Source organism: Ruegeria sp. YTSA105 (assembly GCF_059610225.1).
This window is the reverse complement of record NZ_JBXWNE010000011.1, coordinates 19,108-42,096: the sequence shown is the minus strand read 5'-3', so window position 1 is coordinate 42,096 and position 22,989 is coordinate 19,108. Positions and strand designations below refer to the sequence as shown.

The window sequence follows — 22,989 nt, the reverse complement described above, 5'->3', positions numbered from 1 at the left end:
TAGGTCTCCTTCTTTGTACAAAAGATGCCTGACCCGGCGAGGGGAACCGACCCGTTTCCTGCGCAAACGCTTCTTTGAGACAGCGCGACATATACGCGCCGTGGCTTGACAGCACGGGCTACAATCCGATCTGAACGGGGCGCAATTCAGTTTCGGAACGCCCATGTCCAAACCTACCCCTCCTGCCCGCCCAGGAATTCCTCCGAGGTTTCCCGCCACCGCTGAACAGATCATGTCGCAGGTGAGCGCATTCTACGCCCGCGTCCGGCAGGACGAGGCACTGGCGCCGGTCTTTGCAAACCATGTCAGCGACTGGCCCCCGCACGAGAACAAGATCGCCGCGTTCTGGCGCAACGCCATTCTGCATGAGCGTTGTTATGACGGAAATCCGCAGCGTATTCACATCGAAAGGCCCGATATCAGGCCCGAATTGTTCGATCATTGGCTGGACCTGTTCGAGGAGGTGGCCCATAGCACCCTGCCCGCAGAAACCGCGCTGCCCTGGGTGGCGCTGGCCCGGCGCATCGGCGTAGGGATGAAAGTGGGTGTACAATCCGCGCGCCAGCCAAAGGACGCGCCACCGATCCTGCGATGATCTCAGATCATGGCCGGTTGCCATGTTAGCGGTAAAATAAGGGCTATCAGACTCTGAAAAATGGGTTTATGCAACGGATGAACCCACCATTCCGCTGCCCAAGGCTAGACCGATGAGCACTCAAAACACCACCCTCAGGGGCCTTGGCTATGCGTTTCTGGGCTTTGCTGTCTTTGCCAGCCACGATGCGCTGATCAAGGTGCTGGGCGGAACCTATTCGGTGATGCAAATCATCTTTTTCGCCACGCTGTTTTCCTTTGTGCCGATGGCCGTGACAATCCTGACAGACCGCTCTACCGGCAACTTCCTTCCGCACCATCCCTGGCTGGTCCTGCTGCGGTCGGGGTTGATGGTCACAGGCATGTCCTGCGCATTTTATTCCTTTTCGGTCCTGCCTTTGGCCGAGGTATATTCACTCCTGTTCTCTTTCCCGCTGATCGTCACGGTCCTGTCGATCCCCATATTGGGCGAGGTGGTCCGCGCCCAGCGTTGGGCCGCGGTTGGCGTGGGCCTGATCGGCGTGTTGATCGTTCTGCGCCCGGGTACCACGGACATCACGCTAGGCCATCTGGCGGCGCTGACGGCCGCGTTCTGCAGCGCTTTCGCGTCAGTTTTGGTCCGTAAGATCGGCAATGAGGAACGCTCGGCCGTTCTGATCCTTTATCCGATGCTGCTGGCCATAGTGGTCATGAGCATCGCGCAACCGGCCGTTTATCAGCCTCCGTCCCTGTTGCATCTGGCCATGATGGCACTGGTCGGAGTGTTTTCTGTCATTGCCCAACACCTGATTATTCTGGCTTATCGTGCCGCGCCAGCGGGGGTCATCGCCCCCAGCCAATACAGCCAGATCATCTGGGCCACGATCTTTGGCATGGCGTTTTTCGGCGAAAAGCCAGACGGCTGGGTTGCCGTCGGCGCCAGCATCATCATCGCATCTGGTGTCTTCGTCGTCTGGCGCGAGAGCCGGTCGAACACCACCTCAGCCAACACCCCGGTTCTGCGGGTTCGTTCGCCCCGATCCGATACGGGGGCGACACGACCGGGGGAATGACCCCTGCCTTTATGGCTCTTTGCATCTGATCCTGAGACCACCATTTTCGCCGCTCTTTTCAAACCGGTCTATGGCGCGCACCAGATCGCTCAGCCTTTTGTGGCCATAAGAGCGGGAATCAAAATCCGGATACATCTTACCCAGCTGACTTCCGACAATCCCAAGGCTGGTCCAGCCGTCCGGATCATTGGTATTCTGAACGACATTGCGAATAAGCTGATAGGCATGGTTCAGCTCTTGCTTTGGCTTTGGGCTTTCGGACTTTTTGGCCTGTGGGTTATGTGCCGCTGGCTTCTCAATATTATCAATATAGATGAACCGGTTGCACGCTGCCACAAAGGCCTTGGGGGCTTTGCGTTCTCCTATTCCGAACACATCCAACCCCTGCTCGCGTATCCGACTGGCAAGTCGCGTGAAGTCGCTGTCTGACGAGACCAACACAAAGCCGCTGAACCGACCCGAATGCAGAATATCCATGGCATCAATGACCAAGGCAATGTCGCTGGAGTTCTTGCCGGATGTGTTGGCGAATTGCTGATGCGGAACGATGGCGTATTCGGCCAGAGATTTGGCCTCCCATCCCTGCGGTGATCCGTTCGAGAAATCCCCGTATATCCGCCTTAAACCAGCCTCACCGAGCGTGGCAATTTCTTCGAAAATCTCTGCTGCATGTTTTGCAGAGACATTGTCCGCATCGATCAGAACCGCCAGACGGTCTGTCCTTTCTGTCGTCACCTGAAATCCTCAACCTTAAATTTAATTCATGGTAAGGAATGTAAGACGCAAAAAGGGCGAGCAAAAGCCCGCCCTCGGAAACTATTTCGGTTTTCTCAGTAAACCACGACCGAGCGGATGCTTTCGCCCTTATGCATCAGGTCGAACCCATGGTTGATGTCGTCCAGGCCCATGGTGTGGGTGATCATCGGGTCGATCTCGATCTTACCTTCCATGTACCAGTCGACGATCTTGGGCACATCCGTGCGGCCACGGGCGCCGCCAAAGGCCGTACCGCGCCAGGAACGACCGGTGACCAGCTGGAACGGGCGGGTCGAGATCTCGGCCCCTGCAGGTGCCACGCCGATGATGATCGATTCACCCCAGCCCTTATGTGCAGATTCCAGCGCCGTGCGCATCACGCCGACATTGCCCGTTGCGTCAAAGGTGTAATCTGCACCGCCTTTGGTCAGGTTGACCAGATAGGGCACCAGATCGCCTTCAACTTCAGCCGGGTTGACGAAATCGGTCATACCGAACCGGGTGGCCATTTCCACCTTGGAGGGGTTCAGGTCGACGCCGACGATCTGGTCGGCGCCTGCCAATCGTAGACCTTGAATGACGTTCAGACCGATGCCACCCAGACCAAACACAATCGCACGGCTTCCGATTTCAACTTTGGCGGTGTTGATCACCGCGCCGATGCCGGTGGTCACGCCGCAACCGATATAGCAGATCTTGTCGAAAGGCGCGTCCGGGCGCACTTTGGCAAGCGCGATTTCCGGCAGGACCGTGTGGTTGGCAAAGGTCGAGCAGCCCATGTAATGCAGGATCGGATCACCATCCAGCGTCGAGAACCGCGAGGTGCCATCGGGCATCAACCCTTGGCCCTGCGTCGAACGGATCGCCTGACACAGGTTGGTTTTGGGATGCAGGCAGTATTCACATTCGCGACACTCGGGGGTGTAAAGCGGGATCACGTGATCGCCCGGCTTCAGGCTGGTCACGCCCGGGCCGACCTCGACCACCACACCTGCGCCTTCATGGCCCAGAATGGCGGGGAACAGGCCTTCGGGGTCTGCACCCGACAGGGTGAATTCGTCGGTGTGGCAAATGCCGGTCGCCTTGATCTCGACCAGAACCTCGCCCGCCTTGGGGCCTTCGAGGTTCACATCCATCACTTCCAAAGGTTTGCCGGCCTGCACGGCGACGGCGGCACGGGTGCGCATGATGTACTTCTCCCAGTCAAATTTGGCCTGACCCTGCGTTAAATGCAGGATTTTTTCAACTGCGCTTTGATGGCAGCAATGCTAAATATTTGATATTACAGAAACGACATTGCCAGAAAGAGGAGCGCCAATGCGCCGTTTGACCCCTGTTTTGATTTTGCTGGTCGCATGTACGGAGTCGCCCGCTCCTGAGGACGCGCCACTGCCACTTGAACCCACCCCGGTAGATTTGGCCTTTTGCAAAGGAGAGCCAATTGCCGATGCGATTGGCAAGCCTGTATCGACCATTCAGTCGCAATTACCCGAACGGTCGCGCGTTTTAGGCCCCGATGACATCGCCACACAGGATTATCGCATCGACCGGCTGAACGTCTTTGTAAACGGCTCGGGGATCATACAGAGCCTGACCTGCGGTTAAGCCTGGCAGAAGCTCAAAACCCCAATGTTAGGGCCTATCTTCCGCGATATATCACCCAATCCGGCAAATAGCCTACAAGGCGGATCAGCCATGAAAACGGCGCTGGGAAGTCTGTGCGGAATCTGTGGCGGGACATTGCCCGAACCACATGCTGGGCCGCGCCCTGAGGCGTCATCAGCATCGGCATCCGGAAACTGTTCTTTTCGGTCAGGCGAGTCTTGATGAAGCCGGGATTTACGATCCGAACCGTGACGCCCGAACCCGCCAGATCATGCCGCATGGTTTCTGCCAGTGAAATCAAAGCCGCCTTGCTGGCACCATACCCGACTGCAGATGGCAGGCCATGATAGCCGGACAGCGACCCGATCAGCGTGATCTCCCCCTGCCCGGCCTTAACAAACCCAGGAAGTATTTCGCCCAGAACCCGCAAAGCGCCCTGAAAATTCACATCGGACATCCGAAGAGCGGCCTCGGTGTTCCACTCCGTGCTGCGCATCGGGTCATAAGCCCCGGCATTATAGATAAGGCCATCCACCTTTCCGACAGCGGAAGCGGCACGTCGAACAGAGTCTAAATCAGAGACATCGCAACGAATGGCTTTTGAATTTGGCAGAATGCTGCAGATTTCATCCAGGCGTTTCGCGTTTCGCGCCGACAGGATCACCCGGGCGCCGCGATTGCTTAGAGCTTGCGCCAATGCACGACCCAAACCTTCGCTTGCGCCAACTATCCAATAAGTTTTCCCGTCAAAGCTGTTCATGCCGACCATTTCTGAATTGTGTTATTTCAATACGGTTACACGGCCAGATTGGATCACCTTCGGTTGCTCGCGGTGAGGCCGCTAAATTGCAGCCGCACCTGAAAAACTCCTGTCTTGAATGATCCAATCCTGCTCCGACTGCGTATTCATTATCAAAACGTCACGTAACGAGGCTATCATGTTCGACGAAACCCAAAGGGGCAGGAAGAAAATCGCCATAGTTGGCGCAGGCATCTCAGGCCTTTCAGCGGCTTATTATCTTTCCGAAAACAATGACGTGACACTCTTTGAGGCCGAACCCAGGCTTGGCGGGCATGCCCGTACGGTCATGGCGGGCAAAAATGGCGATCAGCCGGTCGATACCGGTTTTATCGTCTTCAACTATGCCACCTACCCTCACCTGACACGGTTGTTCGATACGCTGAACGTGCCTGTCGACAAATCCGAGATGAGCTTTGGTGCGACCATCGACAACGGGCGCATCGAATACGGGCTGAACAACCTGCGCACTCTTACGGCGCAGAAACGCAACCTTGCGCGGCCGGCCTATTACAAGATGATCGCCGACATCCTGCGTTTTGGCAGAGAGGCCCCGGACGCAGCCAAGGACGATGACACAACGATCGGAGAGCTGGTTGATCAGCTGCGGTTGGGGCACTGGTTTCGGCACAATTACCTGATGCCCATGTGCGGGGCGATCTGGTCGACCCCGGTTGAATTTGTGGATCAATTCCCAGCGCGGTCGCTGGTGCAGTTCTTTCGCAATCACGCTCTGCTGGCCAATGGCCGCGCCAATCAGCACCAATGGTACACGGTCAAGGGCGGCAGCATTGAATATGTCCGCCGGATTGACGCCACCCTGCGTGCCCGCGGGGCCGAAATACGTCTGGCCAGCCCCGTTCAGAGGGTGCAGCGCAATGAGATAGGCGTGACCGTTCACAGCCAAGGCCAGTCGGATCAGTATGATGAGATCATTCTGGCCACCCACTCGGATCAATCCCTTGCCATTCTGGGCCAGGATGCCACCCCAGCCGAAGCAGCCGCGCTTGGCGCGATCCGGTATCAGCCCAACACGGCCATCCTGCATTGCGATCCGTCGCAGATGCCCAAACGCCGGGCCTGCTGGTCCAGCTGGACCTATCGCTCGCAGGCCGGGAATGTCGGGGTGACCTATTGGATGAACCGGCTGCAGAATATTCCCGACAGTGACCCGCTGTTTGTGACGCTGAACGCCTCATCCGAGATCGCCGCCGACAAGATCTATGATAAGGTCGAATTCGCCCATCCGGTTTTTGACAAGGCCGCACTTTGGGCACAGGGGCAAATCCGCGAGATGCAGGGACAGAACCGCACCTGGTTTGCGGGCGCCTATAACCGGCACGGGTTTCACGAAGACGGGATTGCCAGCGCCATGCATGTCGTCGAGCGGATCACTGGCGGCCCGCAAACCATCGGAGCAGACAATGGCACCCCCGAACAGATCGCGGCCATACCTGTTGCGGCCGATATTTGAGCTGTTGCGCCAGGCCATTCTGGCGCTGGCGATGGTGCTGCCCTGCGGTTTAGCGGCGTCACCTTTGGCTGAACGGTTGGGCGATCCAAAAGTTCTGGGCAGCTCTACGTTCCGGTTTCTGGGTTTGCCGGTTTACGATGCCAGGCTTTATACGCCCGGCGGCGCACCGTTTAACTGGAATCAAGAGTTTGGGCTGAAACTGACATACCGCAAATCCATCGCGCAGAAGGCTCTGATAAAGTCGACGCTTGACGAAATGGTGCGACAGGGCAACCCGCCTCCAACCGCCGATCAGTTGCAGGCCTGTTTTCAGGCCGTCAGCAAAGGCGACAGCTATTTGGCAATCTCGAAGGGGCCGGACAAGATCGGGTTCTGGCGCAATGGCAGCAGAACCTGCACCTTGTCGAGCCCGGGCATCACGCGCGCATTCATGTCGATCTTTCTTGGCAGCAACACCAGATCGGCCAACTTTACCCGGCAGTTGAAGGGTCAGTGATGCTGTATCCCCGGGTCAGTCTCTATGCGTTGATGCTCGCCGCTGCAGGCATCCCGCTTTACATTCACCTGCCGCGTTTTGCGGCGGTCAATCTGGGCATTGGCCTTGGGGTGATCGGCGCCGTCCTGTTGCTGATCCGTTTGGTTGACCTTGTGCAGGATCCCCTGATTGGCTGGGCGATTGACCGGTGGCCTGGTGGCCAGCTTTTGTTTGCTGCCCTCGCCGCACTTGGGCTGGCGGTTGGCTTCCCGCTGCTGTTCACTCTGTCTGAGGGCGCGTCCGTTGCCAGTTTGGTGGCCATCCTTATCCTGCTGTTTTCAGCCTACAGCCTGGGAACCATCCTGCTCTATGGCCGCAGCGCCACGTTGGCCAAAACGCCCACCCCGTCCGAGCTGATGACACTCGCCGCCTATCGCGAGGGCGGGCAGCTAACCGGCGTGATACTTGCCGCAAGTGCCCCCGCGCTGTTTGTCGCCTTTGGCGCGCAGGCGCAGGGCTATCCTGCGTTCGGGCTGTTTTTGGGCCTCATCGCCATTCTGACCTTTGTCCTGACGGCCCCGATCTGGCGACGCGCGCCGATAACCGGACAAGCCCTGACCTTTTCCGGGCTCGGCGATGCCGGTGCTTTGCGCCTGCTGGTTCTTGCGCTGATCAACAGCTTGCCGGTCGCCATCACCTCGACTCTGTTTCTGTTTTTTGTCGAAGACCGGCTGCAACTGCCAGGCATGGCAGGACCGCTGTTGATCTTGTTCTTCCTCAGCGCGGGGGCAAGCGTGCCCCTTTGGGCGCGGCTCAGCAATCGGATTGGCCCGAAACAGACCCTAATGATCGCCATGCCGCTGTCGATTGCGGCCTTTGTCAGCGCCGCGACGCTGTCAACCGGCAGCCTTGCCGGGTTCGCCCTGATCTGCATTGCATCGGGCGCCGCACTTGGGGCGGATATGGTGGTGCTGCCGGCCATGTTCTCGGTCGCTCTGACACGCGCAGGTCTGAACGCATCCGCCGCATTCGGCATCTGGTCTTTCGCGGGCAAGCTGGGGCTAGCCCTGGCGGCCTTTTTCACCCTGCCATTGCTGGAACGCAGCGGATTCACCCCGGGACAGGCAAATTCAGCCGAGGCGCTGCGAACGCTCAACCTCGCCTATGCCATTTTGCCCTGCATCCTGAAACTCGGCGCGTTTGGAATGGTCCTGACGCTGCCAACTGAGGTCTCAGCCAAATGAAACTACTTGCTATAGCCCTGCTCATCATCTTCGCCCTGTCCATTGCAAAGGGGCGCTATCTCAGCTTTAGGGCCCAATCGCCTGAGGATTACAGCGGCACCGGCCCCGCGTTTAAGATGACGGAAAACCTGAACGGGGAGATCCTGTCCGAAGGGCTGATCTATGGCCCCGACGGTAAGATGTCGAACAGCTTTGTCGCCCGTATGGTCGGGGAATGGGACGGCAACACAGGCACCCTGACCGAGAATTTCACCTATTCCAACGGCAAGAAGATGGCCCGCAAATGGTATCTGACTCTGGGCACAGGAAACACATTCATCGCGACAGCAGATGACATTGTGGGCGAAGGGCGCGGCACGGTCTCGGGCTCGACCGTAAAGCTGACCTACATGATCATCCTGCCCGAGGACGCAGGGGGACACACGCTGGACGTAACCGACTGGATGTACCTGACGGAAAGTGGCGTGATCATGAACCGGTCCGAGATGCGAAAGTTCGGCATCAAAGTCGCCGAGCTGATAGCCACCATGCGCCCGGCGCCCTCCACCAAATCGGCCTATCTGGACCGGGCGAATGGCCATGACACCGCCGCTGAAACACGGGTGCTGCAATGAAACCACGTCGTGTTTTCATCGCTGGCCTTGCTGTTCTGGGGCTGACCGTTCTGGCTGCCTGCTCCGCGAAACCCCGAACCCCCAAGACCTTTTTGTCCGATCGGCAGTTGAACCTGGAAGAGTTCTTTGAGGGTCAGACTGTGGCCTATGGTCAATTTCAGGATGTTCTGGGCAATGTGCCACGCCGGTTCACTGTTGATATCAATGGTACATGGGATGGCGAGACGCTGACCCTGATCGAGGATTTCGTCTATGACGACGGCGCAACCGAGCAGCGCGTCTGGACCCTGACCAAAACCGGCAAGGATAGCTGGACCGGCACAGCCCCCGGCGTGCTGGGCACCGCCAGCGGGATCGAGCGCGGCGATACGTTCAACTGGACCTACAAGATCGACCTGCCCGTCAAGGATGGGACCATGCGGGTCGATTTCGATGACTGGATGTGGCTGCTGAGCGATGACCGGCTGCTGAACCGGGCCTATGTCTCGCGCTATGGCATCCGGCTGGGTGAGGTCATTTTGTTCTTTGAAAAGAAATAGCCAGACAGAAAAAGGGCGAACCCGAAGGCTCGCCCTTAGATCAATCTGGTTCAGATCAGCTTAGAAGTTGAACTGAGCACCAAAGTCGGCACGGATCTTGCCGTCGTCGTCGCCGTCTTTGATCTCGCCAACTGCACCACGCAGCGATACACCGCCGCCCAGGTCATAGATGGCGCCAACACCGATGTTGCGGGTGTCGTCGTCAGCCGAACCGTCACCGTAAACCAGCTGCAGCGTGGTTGCCGCACCCAGATCATAGGCGACCGAGAAACCATAAGCGGTGCCGTCTTCGGCGTCGTTGTTGACGTCATCGTCAGCCACGAACAGGGTGCCGTAGAAATCGCCCAGTTCTGCACCAAGGGTCAGAACAGTCAGGCTTTCCTTGTCAACGCCTGCGCCTTCATCAGTTTCACCATATGCCAGCGAGGCGGTGAAGTTGTTGAAGGTGTAAGATGCGCTTACGTCCCAGCGATCACGGTCGTCAGTGATGCCTGCGCCCAGGAATTTCGTGTCCTGGTCATAGGATGCCGAGAATGCCAGATCGCCAACGGTGTAGCGGAAGAACACAGCATTCGCGCCCGTGCCGGTTGAGCTGTATTCCAGGAAGGAATAGTTCACGCCCGAATACTGACCCAGGAATTCTTCCAGGCCCGGCTCGGTACCGAAGTAGTCATCCAAGTTGTCGAACGAACCCGAAACGTTACCGGCGTCAACACGCAGGCCGCCATAGATAACCGAGAAACGGGCGCCATTCAGGCCAGCTTCGTTCTGCTCGCCGGTGCTTGAATCGTCATCCGCCTGCAGACGAACACGGCCCTGGAATTCAACGCCGCCATCTGTTTCGGCACTGGCGTCGATGTTCAGACGAAAACGCGACACCAAAATGGTATCGTCGGTCGAGGCGTTGTTTGAATTGACCGCACCAGACGCGGTCGTTGTGGTGGTGGTTGCTGAACGGTCTTCTTCATAGCCCAGACCAAAGCGGCCATAGCCGCTGAATTTGACTTCCGCGGCAGCAACACTGGCGGTTGCAATCAGCGCGGTCGATGCGATGAGTACGTTTTTCATGGTTAATCCATAAGTTTTGAGAGGAGTAGTGCCACCGAAGCGGCGGCTAAATTCGTCGAATAATTTCAACATGGGCACAATAGCGAGACGGGATTTTCCACGCCCTCTGCCTGCAACGGTGTTGCCACTTTGCACCGGGCAAAAAGGCCGCAGGGCGTAGATATTCAAGCTTTTCGAGCACTTTGTTCGCTCATTGGAAACGTTACAAAAATTTGAACGCAAAAAAGCCAGACCACCTCTTTAAACCGGGAATTATTGACAGGTCGCATGATTCAGGGATTCTCGGTCCCTACCCCTGTTGTGACTGCAGCCCAATTTCAGGTGAGTCGCAATCTGAGAGTCCGCATTCCGGGAATTGCCACGCCCAAGAGCACGCCCAGTCACACAGCATAATGCCCAGCCGCGCTTCGGGTCGGATGCGATCCTGCTACGGCACCATATGCTAGTTGCTGTTATAGAAAAATGACAGGCTGCGGCTGACACCGCCAGGGGGCAACGGGAAAGGTGACGCCGCACGAACCTGCGCCTTGGCAGCGCGGTCGACTTCGGGGGATCCAGAGCTGTCGACCACATCGACAAAGGCCAAGGTGCCATCCGGGTTGATCTGAAAAAAGACTTGAGCGAAACCGCGTGCCGAAACATAGACCAAAGGCGCCCGGTTCAGATGCATGAGCACACGGCCAGCATAGTTGGTTTTGGTGGAATTGCCTGGCCCCCTTCCCCCTGAACCTGCACTGGTGTTGCCGCGTGTGAACGGGTCAATTCCCGCGCGTTTGTACTGCGACAGCGGGGATTCGACTTCTTTCTCTGGGAACCGCAGATCACTGAAATCGTTGGAGCCCGGCAAGACGCCCTGCGGTTTGGAACTAGGTCGTTGATCCGGTAGCTTCGGACGCACCGAAGAGGTTAGTGCCGTCGCTGTCTCTTCTTCCGCCTCAGGTTCGGGTTCGGGCTCGACAAGTGGGATGTCGACGTCGGGTATGTCAGCTATCAGCGGTATGTCGGGAACCGGCGATGGCTCGGGCGTGGGAACTTCGGCCGGGGCCGGGTCAACCGCTGCCTGTTCTTCGGCTTGCACCGGGCTGGCCTCGGGCACTCCTTCGGGTGTTTCGGCCTGCTCACTGGGTTCGGCCTGAGGCGTGGAATCTTCGTCCTGGCTGGCGGCTTCATTTGCGTCCGAAGGTGTCTCAGATGTGGTTTCCGACGGCTCAACCGTTTCCGTCACAACCGGGCGCACGATTTCGGACTTGCCCAGATCGGGTGAAGGGACCTGTTGAGGGTTATCAGAGGCGACCAATGCTTCGCTGACCGGCACTTCTTCGGGTTCGGGTGCCGGTTCGGGCTCCAGCGGCTCTTCCGGTTCCGGTTCGGATTCGGGGGCGGGCTCGGGCTCAACCGGGTCCGCAACGACATCGGCAATCTCTTCGAACTCATTGCCCAGCGCGATGGCATCGGCCGGGCCTGCAGGTTCCGTGGTTTCAGTCAGACGGGGCGCCGTCACGCTCAACCCGACTAAGTGAATTAACAGGGACACCAGGACCGCAATAGCCGCAATGACAACCGAGCGTCTGATCATTCCAGCGCCTTTTCGGTCACTACAAAGACCGACGTCGCCCCCAACCGCCGCAGAGTCCCCGTCACCTCAATCAGGCGGTGGCCCGGTGCTTCACGGTCGGGCACGATGCGCACCGGCGCGGGTTCGCGACCGGCCATATAAACTTCGGGGGTCATCGGGCGGCCCCGAAAGCTGAGCAATCCGTTCTTGTGCAGAACCAATGCGTCGGGAGGCTCACTGCCATCCAGTTCTGACGTATCCACAAGTTGCAGATCCGGATCCAGCGGCGGCGCTATCGTTCCGGTGATCAAAAAGAAGATCAGCATCAGAAACACGACATTGATCAAAGCAATGGTCGAATCGCGTTTGCGGCGGGGTCGAAGATTGCGGATCATCGCCTCACTCCAACACCAGAACGCTCAACCCGTCGCGCCCACGCAGCCGCACCAGCAGATTGACCAGCCTTTGCGAGGTTGTATCGGGGTCAAGGCTGACCAGGACTTGCCCGGTGTTCACCTGCTCGACCACCTCGTCCAATGTGACCGGAACGCCGTTCAGGATCAGGCGCTCTGAGCCCAGCTGCAGAAACACCCGCTGACCCGTAACTTCGTCGGTCGAGGCGCCGCCGGTCGCACTGCTCAATTCGATCTCGGCATATTTCGAGAAGGTCGAAGTCAGCATGAAGAAAAGCAACAAAAGGAAAATGATGTCGATGAGCGGCGTCATCGACATTGGCCGTCGCACAAATGGTGCCCGATTACGCATGATCTGCTGTCGTTGGGACAGCGGCCATCTGGGCAGGGTCTGACGATCCCCGCCCCGGAACAAGAACGGTCCTCAAGGCCTTGTCGGCGAAAACCCGTTCGCGCGCAGTGCGACTTTCGAACCAGGACAGAACCATCGAGGTCGGCATCGCCACGGCCAGACCAACCGCTGTGGTGACCAGCGCTACCCAGATACCGCCCGCAAGCAGCGAGGGATCAACCGACGATCCGGCAGTCTGAAGGCTCTGGAACGCTTCGATCATGCCAAGGACGGTGCCGAACAGGCCCAGCAGAGGCGCCAGCTGTGCCACGGTGTCCAGCAGGCGAAAGCCGCGTTCAAGGCCCGCCAAGGCCAACCCGGCCTCGGCATCCAGCCTTTGGTCCAGCCCGGGCATGATGGGCGCATCCATGGCAGTGCTGACTAGCGGCGCAAGATAACTGCGGCTTTCCGCCAGCTTGGCCCTTGCGGCCTGCGTGTCACCTGCATCCCAGGCCGCAAGCGCCTGGGACAGGATCTTGTGCCGACCGACACCGGAAACGGTGAACTGCCAAAGCTTGTACAGCGTGACGGCCAGCGTCACGATCGACATGGCGATCAGGACCGCAACCACCGGCCCGCCAAGGGCAACAATTTCACGCAAAGCATCAAGCGGGCTCATCTGAGAAACTCCACATCTGTTCGGTTGTTTAGCGTAAGGGCTTCGTCGCAAAGATCGCTTTCGGCGCCTTCGACCGTACATGTATTGGATCCGTTGATCAGAATCCGGCCAACATCGCCGCAGCTCATGTCCGCGATGCTGAACTGCCGCACCCGCAGACGTCCCGCAGGAATATCGCGGAAATTATACAGCGACAGGCTGACAACATTGCCCTCAGCGTTGAAGATCACGGTTTCATAATTGGCGGCCTCAATCTCGGCACCGGTCTGATTTTGCAACAGAAATGACAATCGGCAGTTGCCATCGACCTGTTGCAAATTGTTCAGTTCCATCAACAGCCCAGCGCTTGGGTCCTCGGCGGATTGCGCAGGGGACATGGTTGGAATGCCAAGACAAAGGATCGCTAGTTTCGCCAGGCGGAAAGACGTCACAGGTTTTCTCCCGGTAATTCAATGAAGACATCGAAGGCCGGCGTTTCGGTGCTGGCGCGTTATTCTTTTATCCAAGAGCTATGGCCCGCGAAAGGGCTCGCGACGCATTTGTGACCAACCGGCATATTTACGGCCATCCGGTCAGGCCACTGGTTTCCGGCCGGATTAACCTGAACCCCTGAGGCCTTGTACCTGGTGCCAATTAACCTCGGACCGACCGAAATTGCGTCTGCGTGGTGCGACCACACCGGGCTGGTTCCGATTTGACAACAAAACCATTCATTTGGGAGGCTTGACCGCAATATCATAGCAATTCGGCCTGACATCTGCCACACTTGTTACCAAATTGGTCTGATACCACGTCAATCTTTTGGATTCGGCGCGATATTGACGCGAAAGAGGCATGCAACGATGTGCCGAAGAAGTACCAGGGGGCAAGCGCTGATCAATGACGACTGTCATCGGGAAATCCACACGCCTTTCAACTATTCTGCAAAACGCCGATCTACATGACTTCAGCGCGCGGTTTCTCGAAGAAGGGATAGACGACGTAATATTGGACGAATTGACAGACCCGGAACTTCGAGATCTGGGTTTGACTGTCGGTCAAAGGAAACGTTTTCGGCAAACACAGGCACAACTGAAGCTTCAGGAAGCGTCCGACAGACCCGCAATGTCCCGCGTGGCCGAACGGCGACAGCTGACGCTTGTATTCTGCGATCTGGTCGGGTCCACGCAATTAGCACAGCGGCATGATCCGGAAGAGCTGATGCAGATCATGAATCTGTATCTGGACACCGCCATCGGCACGATGAAACAACACGGATGCCACCTGGCTTATAAGCAGGGCGATGGCATCATGATGTATTTCGGATATCCGAAAGCCACTGAAGATGATACCGAGCGCGCGGTGCGTGCAGTTTTGGAAACCATCGAAGCGGTTCAGAATCTGGAAAACAAGTTCGGTGAAAACCTGGACCTGCGCGCGGGAATCGCAACCGGAGTTGTCGTTGTCGGGGTTGTTTCCTCTGCCAGCCTGGGAACACAGGATTTCATTGTTGGCGAAACGGCCAACCTTGCCTCACGCCTTCAGGGATTGGCCAATCCCGGTGAAGTTGTCGTCTCGTCCGAGACATGGCGCCTGACAAAAGGGGCCTTTAACTTTGAACCGCGCGGCAATCACGAATTGAAGGGATTTGATGGTGAGCGCTCGGTCTTCCGCGTTATTGACGAAAAGATCGCCGCCAGCCGGTTCGACGCACGCACCGGCAAGTCGACGGTCAAATTGGTTGCCCGCGAAGACGACCTGACCGGCCTGACAGGGCTTTGGGATCATGTGCTGCGCGGATCGGGTCAGGTTGCGCTGGTTGGTGGCCCGGCCGGTATCGGGAAATCGCGGCTGATCAATTCCCTCAGCAAAACGCTGGGACAAAGGCCTATGACCCTGCAATGTGTCCCGCATCTTGCCAGTTTGCCCCTGCACCCGCTGCGTGCCGAGCTTCGGCGGTTTGCAGGGGATGAGACTGATACCTACAAGGTAACCGAGTCGATCAGGGAATACGCGAAAAACGCCTCTCGTTTGACCGAAGAAGATGCTGCGCTGCTATTGGATTTGGCCGGGTTTGAAACTGACGCTCCGGTCGAACCCGATCCGATCAAGAAAGCCCGCAAATCTTTGGATTTGCTGATCCGCTGTGCCGGGAGCATCTGCGATGAACGCGGGTCATTGCTGTTGGTATTCGAAGATGTGCACTGGGCGGACGCAACCACGCTGGATGCCTTGGACGCGCTGATCGACGCCTTGGATCAGTTGCCCATCCTTGTGGTTCTGACGCACCGCCCTGAATACGAGCCTCCGGAACATTTTGAAGGCCGCGCGTCAATCGTCGAATTGACACCTCTTTCGGTTCTCGAAGCGTCTGAACTGGTGCGCCGTGTTGCCGTACCGCGCAGCCTGCCGGTCACTTTGGTCAGACAGATTGTCGAAAAAGCCGATGGTGTACCGCTTTATATCGAGGAAATGACCAAGGCGGTTCTGGATCAACTGCCGCAGGACGTGCCCATCGACGCCGGGGTAATGGGAACCCTCAGTATCCCCGCAACTCTTCATGACTCGCTGATGTCGCGGCTGGACCGGATGGAAAATGCGCGACCTGTAGCGCAGTTGGGATCCGTGATTGGCCGCAGCTTCACGTCGGCGATGATCCATGCGGTAGCGCCCAAGGAAACGGATGTGGAATCGGCATTGATCCAACTGATCGGTGCAGGTCTGGTATCCATCACCAGCGAAGCCGGGGCGCCGACTTACACGTTCCACCATGCGCTGGTGCAGGACACAGCGTACCAGTCGCTTTTACTTGAAGACCGGGAACAGATTCACCTGAAAATCGCCAAAGAATTGCTGGCCGGTCACAAGGCTTTTGGTAACCCGACACCGGATACCGTGGCGCATCACTGCGATCTAGGCGGTCTTAAGGGCGAGGCTGTTACCCACTGGGTTCTGGCGGGTGAACAGGCCCTCAGCCGCCTTGCGAACCTACCGGCGATTGCCGCTTTTCAGGCCGCATTGCGCAATATCGAAACGATGCCCGGCGGTCCCGAACGAGATGGGGTAGAGCTTGGCGTTCAGATGAATGTGTTGCCTGCGTTCATGGCGATACACGGTTGGTCATCCACACAGGTTGGGCAGACCGCAGCCCGTGCGATGCATCTTGCACAGGCGCTGGGTGCGGGCGAAACCCTGTTTGCCGCGACCTTCTGCCGATGGACGCATTTCTTTGTGTCGGGCCAGATGAACCGCGCACTTGAGATGGCGCAGGCCCTTGACGGCATGGCCAGCCTTGCACCGGATCCGGTTACAAACGTCCTTGCTGCTCGAGCGCTCAGCTATACTCATTATTTCCGCGGCGAGTTCGCCGATTGCGAAAGACAGCTTGAACGGGGCCTTGCCCTGATCACGCCCGAGCTTGACATGGCCATGATGCCGATGACCCAGTCCTCGACCAGCGCGTCGTTCTTTGCCATTCAGGGCTGTCTTCTGTGGCAGCTTGGCAAATTCGACGAGGCCGAAGAGGCCCGCCTGAAGTCGATCGAAATCAGCAAGCCGTTCGAACACGCCCCCAACCTTGTTTACATTATGGGCGCGTCGTCGATGTTCCTTCCGTATGCGGGCGAATGGGACTTGCTGGACGATACGATGAACGAAGCGCGTCGGATCGCGGACGAAGAAGGGTTCCTGTATCTTCACGCAATGCAGGATATCTATCTGGGTCTGGCTCAGGCGGGCAAAGGTGACGTGATCGGGGGGGCTGCTCGTGTCGGGACCTATATGGACCTTGTGTCCCAGGCTGGCGGCAACTTTACCTTCCCGCAAAACCAGATTGTCCTGTCCGAGCTGTTGATAGATCAGGGTCATATCGAGGACGCCCTGAACCGGCTTGAACATGTTTGCACGCCCGGGTGGGAGCGTGGAGAGATGTTGAACAAGCCGGAATATCACCGTGTGCGCGCTAAAGCATTGGCCGCCCGTGGCGACCTTGACCAAGCTGTCACCGAGGCAAATCAAGCCCTGCAGCTTGCACGTGACATCGGGGCAGTTGTTCAAGAGAAACGCGCTCTGGATTGCCTGAACAAACTTGCTAAAACGTTATGAAATTAGATAGCTGCCAGATTTAACCGCGCAGTGCCATCCAGAAGGGGGAGACGATGACCGAAGCACTTGAATTGGACCAGCAGCAGTGGGACGCTGTGAACAAGGCCGTCCACGATGAAGCGTTGCGCGCGCGTATTGCTGCCAGTTTTCTGCCGCTCTACGGCCCGCTACCGGCTGATACCCAATCGGTTCCTCTGAACAAGCTTGAACTGGTTCCCGAAGCGACCGGTCCAAAGATGCGCTTTGGCGTGAATGATTTTGATACGACGCGGCTGTCGACAGTGTCCGTGAACGTCCATGTCAAAGGCGCACAGCTTGCAGATCCCGAACTGGCCGCCGCGCTGATTATGTTCCGCCGGGCGGCTGCCATTGTCGCACGGGTTGAGGATGAGATCATTTTTAACGGTCAGGCCGGCACCGGTGAAGGCCCCCAACCCGCGCCCGGCACACCCGTCACGCTGCCCCCGGTTTATACCGTAAGCGGTGGTGGAAAATACGAAGGCCTGCTGGAAGCGGGGGAGGCACAACCCATTTCCAGCGGTTCCAAGAAAAAGCCTACCGGCCCCGAGGTTTTCGAGGCCGTGGTTGCGGGGATCAGTCAACTGGAATCCCTGGGTCATCTTGGACCCTATGCTTGTGTGATGGGTAACGGCCTGTTCCAGGCGGTCACGACACCGATGGAAAACTCGATGGTCCTGCCCCGCGACAGCATTTTGCCATTTCTGGACGGGCCGCTGCTGCGGTCTGGCGCATTTCCGGTGAACAAGGCCGTGCTGGTGTCTTTGCAGGGCGCACCGGTTGAGATTGTTGTACCTTCTGACATTGCGGTCAAATATCTGCAGACCTCGGCAGATGGCGATCATATCTTCCGCGTTCAGCAGAAATTCCGCCTCAGGATCAAAGAAGCTCAGGCTATCTCGACCATCACGTGCTGACCGGCGCGATGGGTATGCGGGAATTCAGCGACGGCGGGGTCACCCTGCGCTGGTCCGAGGCCGCCTTTCAGGCAGCCACCGGGGTACAGCGGGTTCTGGTTGAGGCCGGGCCTGCGATATCTCCGCATGACACGCTGCGCCTGTTCTATCGCGAAGGCGGCGGACCTGAGCGGGCTGTCCGTGGGTGGCCACTGGGTCAGGATCAACAAACGGGGTTGCAACAATTTGCAGCGGCCCTGCCCGTTCCCGCTGTGGGAAAACAGATGACCTGGCGGCCGGTTCTGACCTCGGGCGGGCGCGATTATGACCCCGGAAACGCGGTCGCACCGAAACCAGAAGATCGCGCGCCAAAACACGAGACATCCAGTCCGGTGCTGGATCATATCGCCCATTTTGAGGTGCCGTTTTCGGGCAACTTCAACCCATCGGGTGAAACTCCCGATGGCATATGGCTGCATTTTGCGATCAAAGAAGGCGGTACCGTGACCGGCCCGAAACTGAACGGAACGATCGAGCCCGTGGGCGGAGACTGGATGCGCGTGCGCCCTGATGGCGTGGGTATTCTGCATGCCAAGGCGCTTATCAATCCGACAACCGGCGGTGCCCCGGTCATGTTCGACGATACCGGGATCTGCGATTTCGGTACGGATGGCTATGCCGCCCTTGCCAAGGGCAAGCTGCCACCCAGTGCCCCGGTTCGGCTGGCACCCCGGTATCTGACCTCGAATCCGCGTTATATGTGGATCAACCGTTTGCAGGGTTTCGGGATCGGAGAGGCCAGCCTGTCCGACATCACCCTGCGATTTGACGTCTATTCCGCGAAAGGAACATCCGATGGCTGAAAAGGTGGTCATATTAGGCGGGGGCGTCGGCGGGATGAGCGCCGCGCATGAGCTGATCGAACGGGGTTTCGAAGTCGAAGTCTACGAGCGCCAGCTTATCGCTGGCGGCAAGGCCCGCAGCATTCCGGTGCTTGAAGGCGAAGACGATCACGGTTCGAAAGAGGAACATATCAGAGCGCTGAAAGACTGGATCGGGATGCACGGCTATGACCTGCCACCCGGTGTCAAACGCCCCTGGTTGCCCGGTGAACATGGGTTCCGGTTCTTCCCAAACTTCTACCGGCACATCACCAATACGATGTCGCGCACGCCCTATTATGACAAGGGCACCTGCTACGACAATCTGGTTCCGACAACCCAGGTATTGGTCAGCCAGTTCGACCACCCCGGTATCATCGTACCCGAGCGGTTTCCACAATCGCTAAAAGAGGTCGCCAATGCGCTCAAGACCTTTGCCTATACAATCTCGCCGCGCAACGAAATCGACTTTGAGGATATCGAACATTTCCTTGGTTGCATGTGGCGCATAGCGACCTCGTGCAAAGAGCGCCGGTTCGATGAGTATGAACGTATCGGTTGGTGGGAATTCATCGGCGCCGCGGAGCGGTCCGAGGCCTATCAGAAGTTTCTGGCAATCGGCCTGACCCGATCACTGGTGGCGGCCAAAGCGACAACCGCAAGCACCAAGACCGTTGGCGATGTCGCCATTCAACTGCAGCTTGGGATCGCAACACCCGAGGCGACCAGCAACAGGCTGCTGAACGGGCCGACCAATCTGGTCTGGATTCAGCCTTGGCTGGAATATCTGAAAAGCCGGGGTGTGGTGTACCATTTCGATTCCAAGGTGACCGGGATTGAATGCCGAAACGGCCGAATTGCCAGCGCCACGGTTGAACAGGACGGCACGCAAAAGCAGGTCACCGGTGATTGGTTCATCAGCGCCTTGCCCATTGAACGCATTGCACCTTTGGTGACGCCGGCCATGACAAAGGTAGATCCGGGTCTGGCCAAGCTGCCATTGCTTGCCGAAGACGTGCAATGGATGAATGGCATACAGTTTTACCTGACCAAGGATGTTGAACTAGCCCATGGCCATGTGATCTTTATCGACAGCCCTTGGGCGCTGACGGCTGTTTCGCAAAAACAATTCTGGTCCCAGATAGATTTTGAAAACTGGGCCGATGGTAAGACCAAGGGATTGCTCTCGGTCGATATTTCCGAATGGGACAAGCCGGGCACGAACGGAAAAACCGCGCGCGACAGCTCTCGTGAAGAAATCGCCAAAGAGGTCTGGGAACAGCTCAAACGCAGCCTGAACGTTGATGGCAACATCGTCCTCAGGGATGAAGAACTGCATTATTGGTTCCTGGATCCCGACATCGTTGAGGACCCCGATCATCCTGCCCGAGAAAGCAATGTCGAACCGCTGTTGGTAAACCGCATTAACAGCTGGCGGCTGCGGCCCGAAGCGGCGACGCTGATTCCGAACTTTATGCTTGCGTCCGACTACGTCCGGACCAACACCGACCTGGCCACCATGGAAGGCGCAAATGAGGCTGCCCGAAGAGCCGTCAATGCCATCCTACGGCGCAGTGGTTCTGAGGCGCAGCCCTGTGAAATCTGGGATCTGCATGAGCCCGACATCCTGCAACCCCTGCGGGCCTATGACTATGCCCGATATCAGGCGGGTGAGCCCTGGGATGAACGCTTTGCCATCGCTGTCGAGGCCGCTTTGCGCATGGGACAAGACGCCACCGGCACCAAACGTGGTGGGCAAGGACCGCTGGCCGCGATTGGTCCGCTAACGGCCGAATACTCCAAGCCCGGCGGAATTGTCGAAGACCCTGCGATCTCGGACGCGTTGCGCATGGTCGCGGCACCTCCTGAGCTCTATAATCTGATGGCCGCGCATCTGCCGGGCCGGGACACACCGATCCCCGGCGCGGACTTTGCCGAAGATCTGGCGATCGGCATTGTTGAGGCGACCTCACCGCCAACCGACACGTCCGGTCGCAAAGTCATCATCACACAGAAGGGCTGACAGGTGACTGTTCCCAAGGCGCAGCCGGCATCCGCGGCCACGCAAGGCTTCCTTGACCAACTGACGCGTTATGGCGATCAGGCGCGCAAGGTACTGTTGGACAAAATGCCAACGGGTGAGCCGCAAGCCTATCTCTATGGGCCTATGCGGGACTATATCGAAACCTCGGGCAAAGGGCTTAGACCTGCCCTTCTTTTGGCCACGTGTGAAGCATTCGGCGGAAAAGCCGAGGATGCCGAAATTGCTGCTGCGGTCATCGAATTGCTGCACAATGCATTTCTGGTTCATGACGATATCGAAGACCTCAGCGATTTCCGACGGGGTCGGGAATGTATGCACAAACGTCTTGGTGTGCCCTTGGCGATCAATATCGGCGACGGCATGCAATCTCTGGCGCTAAGCCTGCTGCGCCAGAACCTCGGCCCTCTGGGCCCGATGACCGGCGCGCGTGTGGTGGACGAATTTGATCACCTGCTGAAAGAGTCGATCGAGGGCCAAGCCCTTGAATTGGGATGGATAAAAGACAATCGCCTTGACCTCAGCCCGTCCGACTATCTGACCATGTGTCTGAAGAAAACCTGCTGGTACAGCTTCATTCACCCGATGCGTATAGGTGCCCTGATCGCGCGCCCGGACGATGTCGCCTCCGGGGCGCTGAATCTGGATGACTTCAACGCGTTCGGCTTTTTTCTGGGGGCCGCCTTTCAGATCCAGGATGACGTTCTGAATCTTGTGGGAAGCCAGGGTAAATACGGCAAAGAGATCGGTGGGGATATCTACGAAGGCAAACGCACGCTGATGCTGGGACGTCTTGGGGCGCAGGCGGATCGGCAGGAACAGTCCCGACTGTCAGAGTTTCTAGAAAAGCCAAGAACGGCCCGTTCGGAGCAAGAGGTCGAATGGGTATTGGCGCGGATGAACCACTATTCTTGCATTGAATATGCTCAGGCCGCAGCAAATGACCTGCTTGCGGCGGCCCGTCGGGAATTCGATGTTGTATTTGCAAATACCAACGCGGCGCCGCGCGCGTTTCTTGGTCAGTTCATGGATTATCTGGTGGCGCGTCAGGTCTAACACTCGCCCTATTTTTTTGTAGATATTCAATATCTTAAATTTCGAAATCCCGTGAATCCACCGCCGAATCCAATACGCATTCCTTTCAAGTTTGTCATTTACTAAACGCTGTAGGCTGTGCACATTGAGCTATGCCTTATTTCGAGCGAAAACCATTTGTCAGCGCTCTCCGCACGGCCACCAAGGCCGTTCCGGAGCAGGATACACTTCCGATATCTCAGATCGCACGGGGCATTCTGAATGCGGAAAACAGCACCACACAACAGCTGGACGGACCCTTTCACTGCCGCAAGCCCTGCAGGCCCGGTGAGACAGGAACCATTCTCTTGTCCTTTGCTGCACCTGCCGGAGCAGACGTTGTCGACTTGCAGTTCGAACCGGGCGACATGATCAGCCGCGACGGCAACGTGTTGCCAACCGACAAGATGAGCATCCAACCTTCCGCAGTCCGTATTCCCCCGGGACAGGCCGTCGACGTTGCCGTAAGCCTCACCATTCATGATCTGGCAGAACCCGGCCAGTATCAGGGGCGCGTATACACCAAAGGCAGCGAAAACACCGCCATCGTTGTCACCTTTGAGGTTGTGGCTGACTAAAGTGATCCTGCCCCGAAGGTAGGGTGCAGTATTGCCCGTGGTCGGAGTTTTCTATTTCGATTGCACATATGCAGAAAAATAGCTTCGAAAAATATTTCGATTTGTAATCATCTGCCTCATACGAAGCTGGCACCGGGCGAGGCTAAACATGCGCCTCATAGATAGCTTAACTATTCCTGCCATTGGGCTTTTAGGTGCCACAGCCAACGTGAATGCCGAG

At 57.6% G+C, this 22,989-nt stretch carries 23 protein-coding genes; 14 read left to right on the top strand and 9 right to left on the bottom strand.

Annotation, left to right across the window (positions count from 1 at the left end; translation table 11 throughout):
• Positions 1 to 163 precede the first annotated feature (163 nt).
• Complete coding sequence (locus AC2FH2_RS14185; RefSeq protein WP_281995734.1) at positions 164 to 595, top strand: group III truncated hemoglobin; 432 nt, start codon at positions 164 to 166, stop codon at positions 593 to 595.
• A gap of 112 nt (positions 596 to 707) precedes the next feature.
• Positions 708 to 1,646 carry a DMT family transporter gene (locus tag AC2FH2_RS14180; protein ID WP_496690284.1) on the top strand — a complete coding sequence of 313 codons (939 nt, stop codon included), beginning with the start codon at positions 708 to 710 and terminating at the stop codon, positions 1,644 to 1,646.
• Positions 1,647 to 1,655: 9 nt separating this feature from the next.
• Here the strand turns inward: AC2FH2_RS14180 and AC2FH2_RS14175 are convergent, their stop codons facing one another.
• Complete coding sequence (locus AC2FH2_RS14175; protein ID WP_496694303.1) at positions 1,656 to 2,381, bottom strand: NYN domain-containing protein; 726 nt, start codon at positions 2,379 to 2,381, stop codon at positions 1,656 to 1,658.
• 95 nt (positions 2,382 to 2,476) lie between these two features.
• The gene (locus tag AC2FH2_RS14170) at positions 2,477 to 3,589 is read right to left on the bottom strand and encodes an S-(hydroxymethyl)glutathione dehydrogenase/class III alcohol dehydrogenase (RefSeq protein ID WP_496694302.1); all 1,113 of its coding nucleotides are present in this window, start codon (positions 3,587 to 3,589) and stop codon (positions 2,477 to 2,479) included.
• Positions 3,590 to 3,719: 130 nt separating this feature from the next.
• Between AC2FH2_RS14170 and AC2FH2_RS14165 the strand changes: the two genes are divergently transcribed.
• Positions 3,720 to 4,007, top strand: coding sequence for an I78 family peptidase inhibitor (locus tag AC2FH2_RS14165; RefSeq protein ID WP_142638533.1), 288 nt, complete (start codon positions 3,720 to 3,722; stop codon positions 4,005 to 4,007).
• Between the two features lie 34 nt (positions 4,008 to 4,041).
• Here AC2FH2_RS14165 and AC2FH2_RS14160 read toward each other — a convergent pair whose 3' ends face one another.
• Positions 4,042 to 4,767 carry an SDR family NAD(P)-dependent oxidoreductase gene (locus AC2FH2_RS14160; protein ID WP_496786911.1) on the bottom strand — a complete coding sequence of 242 codons (726 nt, stop codon included), beginning with the start codon at positions 4,765 to 4,767 and terminating at the stop codon, positions 4,042 to 4,044.
• A gap of 178 nt (positions 4,768 to 4,945) precedes the next feature.
• On the opposite strand from AC2FH2_RS14160, the gene AC2FH2_RS14155 reads away from it, so the two are divergent.
• From AC2FH2_RS14155 to AC2FH2_RS14135, 5 genes are read left to right on the top strand one after another with little or no spacing between them, the layout of a single operon-like run.
• On the top strand, positions 4,946 to 6,280 hold the full coding sequence (locus tag AC2FH2_RS14155) for an NAD(P)/FAD-dependent oxidoreductase (RefSeq protein WP_496824040.1): 1,335 nt from the start codon (positions 4,946 to 4,948) through the stop codon (positions 6,278 to 6,280).
• Positions 6,231 to 6,776: a hypothetical protein gene (locus AC2FH2_RS14150; RefSeq protein WP_496702461.1), complete on the top strand. Its 546-nt coding sequence runs from the start codon at positions 6,231 to 6,233 to the stop codon at positions 6,774 to 6,776. The genes AC2FH2_RS14155 and AC2FH2_RS14150 overlap by 50 nt, the downstream gene beginning before the upstream one ends.
• Positions 6,776 to 7,999, top strand: a complete 1,224-nt coding sequence (locus AC2FH2_RS14145; RefSeq protein ID WP_496692816.1) for an MFS transporter — start codon at positions 6,776 to 6,778, stop codon at positions 7,997 to 7,999. The genes AC2FH2_RS14150 and AC2FH2_RS14145 overlap by 1 nt, the downstream gene beginning before the upstream one ends.
• Positions 7,996 to 8,613 (top strand): DUF3833 domain-containing protein, encoded by a 618-nt coding sequence (locus AC2FH2_RS14140; RefSeq protein ID WP_496824038.1) that lies wholly within the window; start codon positions 7,996 to 7,998, stop codon positions 8,611 to 8,613. Before AC2FH2_RS14145 ends, AC2FH2_RS14140 begins: the two co-directional genes overlap by 4 nt.
• Positions 8,610 to 9,152 carry a DUF3833 domain-containing protein gene (locus AC2FH2_RS14135; RefSeq protein ID WP_496824036.1) on the top strand — a complete coding sequence of 181 codons (543 nt, stop codon included), beginning with the start codon at positions 8,610 to 8,612 and terminating at the stop codon, positions 9,150 to 9,152. The genes AC2FH2_RS14140 and AC2FH2_RS14135 overlap by 4 nt, the downstream gene beginning before the upstream one ends.
• Positions 9,153 to 9,212: 60 nt before the next feature.
• On the opposite strand, the gene AC2FH2_RS14130 is transcribed toward AC2FH2_RS14135, so the two are convergent.
• From AC2FH2_RS14130 to AC2FH2_RS14105, 6 genes are all read right to left on the bottom strand, one after another.
• Positions 9,213 to 10,220: a porin gene (locus AC2FH2_RS14130; protein ID WP_496678480.1), complete on the bottom strand. Its 1,008-nt coding sequence runs from the start codon at positions 10,218 to 10,220 to the stop codon at positions 9,213 to 9,215.
• Between the two features lie 442 nt (positions 10,221 to 10,662).
• Positions 10,663 to 11,796, bottom strand: a complete 1,134-nt coding sequence (locus AC2FH2_RS14125; RefSeq protein WP_496824034.1) for an energy transducer TonB family protein — start codon at positions 11,794 to 11,796, stop codon at positions 10,663 to 10,665.
• A complete protein-coding gene (locus tag AC2FH2_RS14120) occupies positions 11,793 to 12,170 on the bottom strand; it encodes an ExbD/TolR family protein (RefSeq protein WP_496694295.1) in 378 nt (125 codons plus the stop codon). The genes AC2FH2_RS14125 and AC2FH2_RS14120 overlap by 4 nt, the downstream gene beginning before the upstream one ends.
• Positions 12,171 to 12,174: 4 nt before the next feature.
• Positions 12,175 to 12,540: a biopolymer transporter ExbD gene (locus tag AC2FH2_RS14115; protein ID WP_246097257.1), complete on the bottom strand. Its 366-nt coding sequence runs from the start codon at positions 12,538 to 12,540 to the stop codon at positions 12,175 to 12,177.
• Positions 12,533 to 13,198, bottom strand: coding sequence for a MotA/TolQ/ExbB proton channel family protein (locus tag AC2FH2_RS14110; protein WP_271951788.1), 666 nt, complete (start codon positions 13,196 to 13,198; stop codon positions 12,533 to 12,535). The genes AC2FH2_RS14115 and AC2FH2_RS14110 overlap by 8 nt, the downstream gene beginning before the upstream one ends.
• Positions 13,195 to 13,629, bottom strand: coding sequence for a hypothetical protein (locus AC2FH2_RS14105; RefSeq protein WP_282027674.1), 435 nt, complete (start codon positions 13,627 to 13,629; stop codon positions 13,195 to 13,197). Before AC2FH2_RS14105 ends, AC2FH2_RS14110 begins: the two co-directional genes overlap by 4 nt.
• 448 nt (positions 13,630 to 14,077) lie before the next feature.
• On the opposite strand from AC2FH2_RS14105, the gene AC2FH2_RS14100 reads away from it, so the two are divergent.
• From AC2FH2_RS14100 to AC2FH2_RS14075, 6 genes are all read left to right on the top strand, one after another.
• A complete protein-coding gene (locus AC2FH2_RS14100) occupies positions 14,078 to 17,281 on the top strand; it encodes an adenylate/guanylate cyclase domain-containing protein (protein WP_496824031.1) in 3,204 nt (1,067 codons plus the stop codon).
• Positions 17,282 to 17,334: 53 nt separating this feature from the next.
• On the top strand, positions 17,335 to 18,216 hold the full coding sequence (locus tag AC2FH2_RS14095; RefSeq protein WP_496824029.1) for an encapsulin: 882 nt from the start codon (positions 17,335 to 17,337) through the stop codon (positions 18,214 to 18,216).
• A 14-nt stretch (positions 18,217 to 18,230) separates the two neighbouring features.
• Positions 18,231 to 19,058: a DUF3237 domain-containing protein gene (locus AC2FH2_RS14090; protein WP_496824028.1), complete on the top strand. Its 828-nt coding sequence runs from the start codon at positions 18,231 to 18,233 to the stop codon at positions 19,056 to 19,058.
• Positions 19,051 to 21,099 carry a hydroxysqualene dehydroxylase gene (locus tag AC2FH2_RS14085; protein ID WP_142638506.1) on the top strand — a complete coding sequence of 683 codons (2,049 nt, stop codon included), beginning with the start codon at positions 19,051 to 19,053 and terminating at the stop codon, positions 21,097 to 21,099. The genes AC2FH2_RS14090 and AC2FH2_RS14085 overlap by 8 nt, the downstream gene beginning before the upstream one ends.
• Positions 21,100 to 21,102: 3 nt before the next feature.
• Positions 21,103 to 22,173 carry a polyprenyl synthetase family protein gene (locus AC2FH2_RS14080; RefSeq protein ID WP_281995744.1) on the top strand — a complete coding sequence of 357 codons (1,071 nt, stop codon included), beginning with the start codon at positions 21,103 to 21,105 and terminating at the stop codon, positions 22,171 to 22,173.
• 131 nt (positions 22,174 to 22,304) lie between these two features.
• Entirely contained in the window at positions 22,305 to 22,769 is a 465-nt protein-coding gene (locus AC2FH2_RS14075; RefSeq protein ID WP_142638504.1) for a hypothetical protein, read from the top strand.
• Positions 22,770 to 22,989 lie beyond the last annotated feature (220 nt).

What these genes read in the sequence shown, in the direction of transcription:
- AC2FH2_RS14185 (WP_281995734.1), top strand. Translation starts at nt 164, where the DNA reads ATGTCCAAACCTACCCCTCCTGCCCGCCCAGGAATTCCTCCGAGGTTT.
- AC2FH2_RS14155 (WP_496824040.1), top strand. Translation starts at nt 4,946, where the DNA reads ATGTTCGACGAAACCCAAAGGGGCAGGAAGAAAATCGCCATAGTTGGC.
- AC2FH2_RS14095 (WP_496824029.1), top strand. Translation starts at nt 17,335, where the DNA reads ATGACCGAAGCACTTGAATTGGACCAGCAGCAGTGGGACGCTGTGAAC.
- AC2FH2_RS14165 (WP_142638533.1), top strand. Translation starts at nt 3,720, where the DNA reads ATGCGCCGTTTGACCCCTGTTTTGATTTTGCTGGTCGCATGTACGGAG.
- AC2FH2_RS14090 (WP_496824028.1), top strand. Translation starts at nt 18,231, where the DNA reads ATGCGGGAATTCAGCGACGGCGGGGTCACCCTGCGCTGGTCCGAGGCC.
- AC2FH2_RS14170 (WP_496694302.1), bottom strand. Translation starts at nt 3,589, where the DNA reads ATGCGCACCCGTGCCGCCGTCGCCGTGCAGGCCGGCAAACCTTTGGAA.
- AC2FH2_RS14125 (WP_496824034.1), bottom strand. Translation starts at nt 11,796, where the DNA reads ATGATCAGACGCTCGGTTGTCATTGCGGCTATTGCGGTCCTGGTGTCC.
- AC2FH2_RS14120 (WP_496694295.1), bottom strand. Translation starts at nt 12,170, where the DNA reads ATGATCCGCAATCTTCGACCCCGCCGCAAACGCGATTCGACCATTGCT.
- AC2FH2_RS14180 (WP_496690284.1), top strand. Translation starts at nt 708, where the DNA reads ATGAGCACTCAAAACACCACCCTCAGGGGCCTTGGCTATGCGTTTCTG.
- AC2FH2_RS14100 (WP_496824031.1), top strand. Translation starts at nt 14,078, where the DNA reads ATGACGACTGTCATCGGGAAATCCACACGCCTTTCAACTATTCTGCAA.
- AC2FH2_RS14160 (WP_496786911.1), bottom strand. Translation starts at nt 4,767, where the DNA reads ATGAACAGCTTTGACGGGAAAACTTATTGGATAGTTGGCGCAAGCGAA.
- AC2FH2_RS14145 (WP_496692816.1), top strand. Translation starts at nt 6,776, where the DNA reads ATGCTGTATCCCCGGGTCAGTCTCTATGCGTTGATGCTCGCCGCTGCA.
- AC2FH2_RS14130 (WP_496678480.1), bottom strand. Translation starts at nt 10,220, where the DNA reads ATGAAAAACGTACTCATCGCATCGACCGCGCTGATTGCAACCGCCAGT.
- AC2FH2_RS14110 (WP_271951788.1), bottom strand. Translation starts at nt 13,198, where the DNA reads ATGAGCCCGCTTGATGCTTTGCGTGAAATTGTTGCCCTTGGCGGGCCG.
- AC2FH2_RS14085 (WP_142638506.1), top strand. Translation starts at nt 19,051, where the DNA reads ATGGCTGAAAAGGTGGTCATATTAGGCGGGGGCGTCGGCGGGATGAGC.
- AC2FH2_RS14115 (WP_246097257.1), bottom strand. Translation starts at nt 12,540, where the DNA reads ATGCGTAATCGGGCACCATTTGTGCGACGGCCAATGTCGATGACGCCG.
- AC2FH2_RS14075 (WP_142638504.1), top strand. Translation starts at nt 22,305, where the DNA reads ATGCCTTATTTCGAGCGAAAACCATTTGTCAGCGCTCTCCGCACGGCC.
- AC2FH2_RS14135 (WP_496824036.1), top strand. Translation starts at nt 8,610, where the DNA reads ATGAAACCACGTCGTGTTTTCATCGCTGGCCTTGCTGTTCTGGGGCTG.
- AC2FH2_RS14150 (WP_496702461.1), top strand. Translation starts at nt 6,231, where the DNA reads ATGGCACCCCCGAACAGATCGCGGCCATACCTGTTGCGGCCGATATTT.
- AC2FH2_RS14140 (WP_496824038.1), top strand. Translation starts at nt 7,996, where the DNA reads ATGAAACTACTTGCTATAGCCCTGCTCATCATCTTCGCCCTGTCCATT.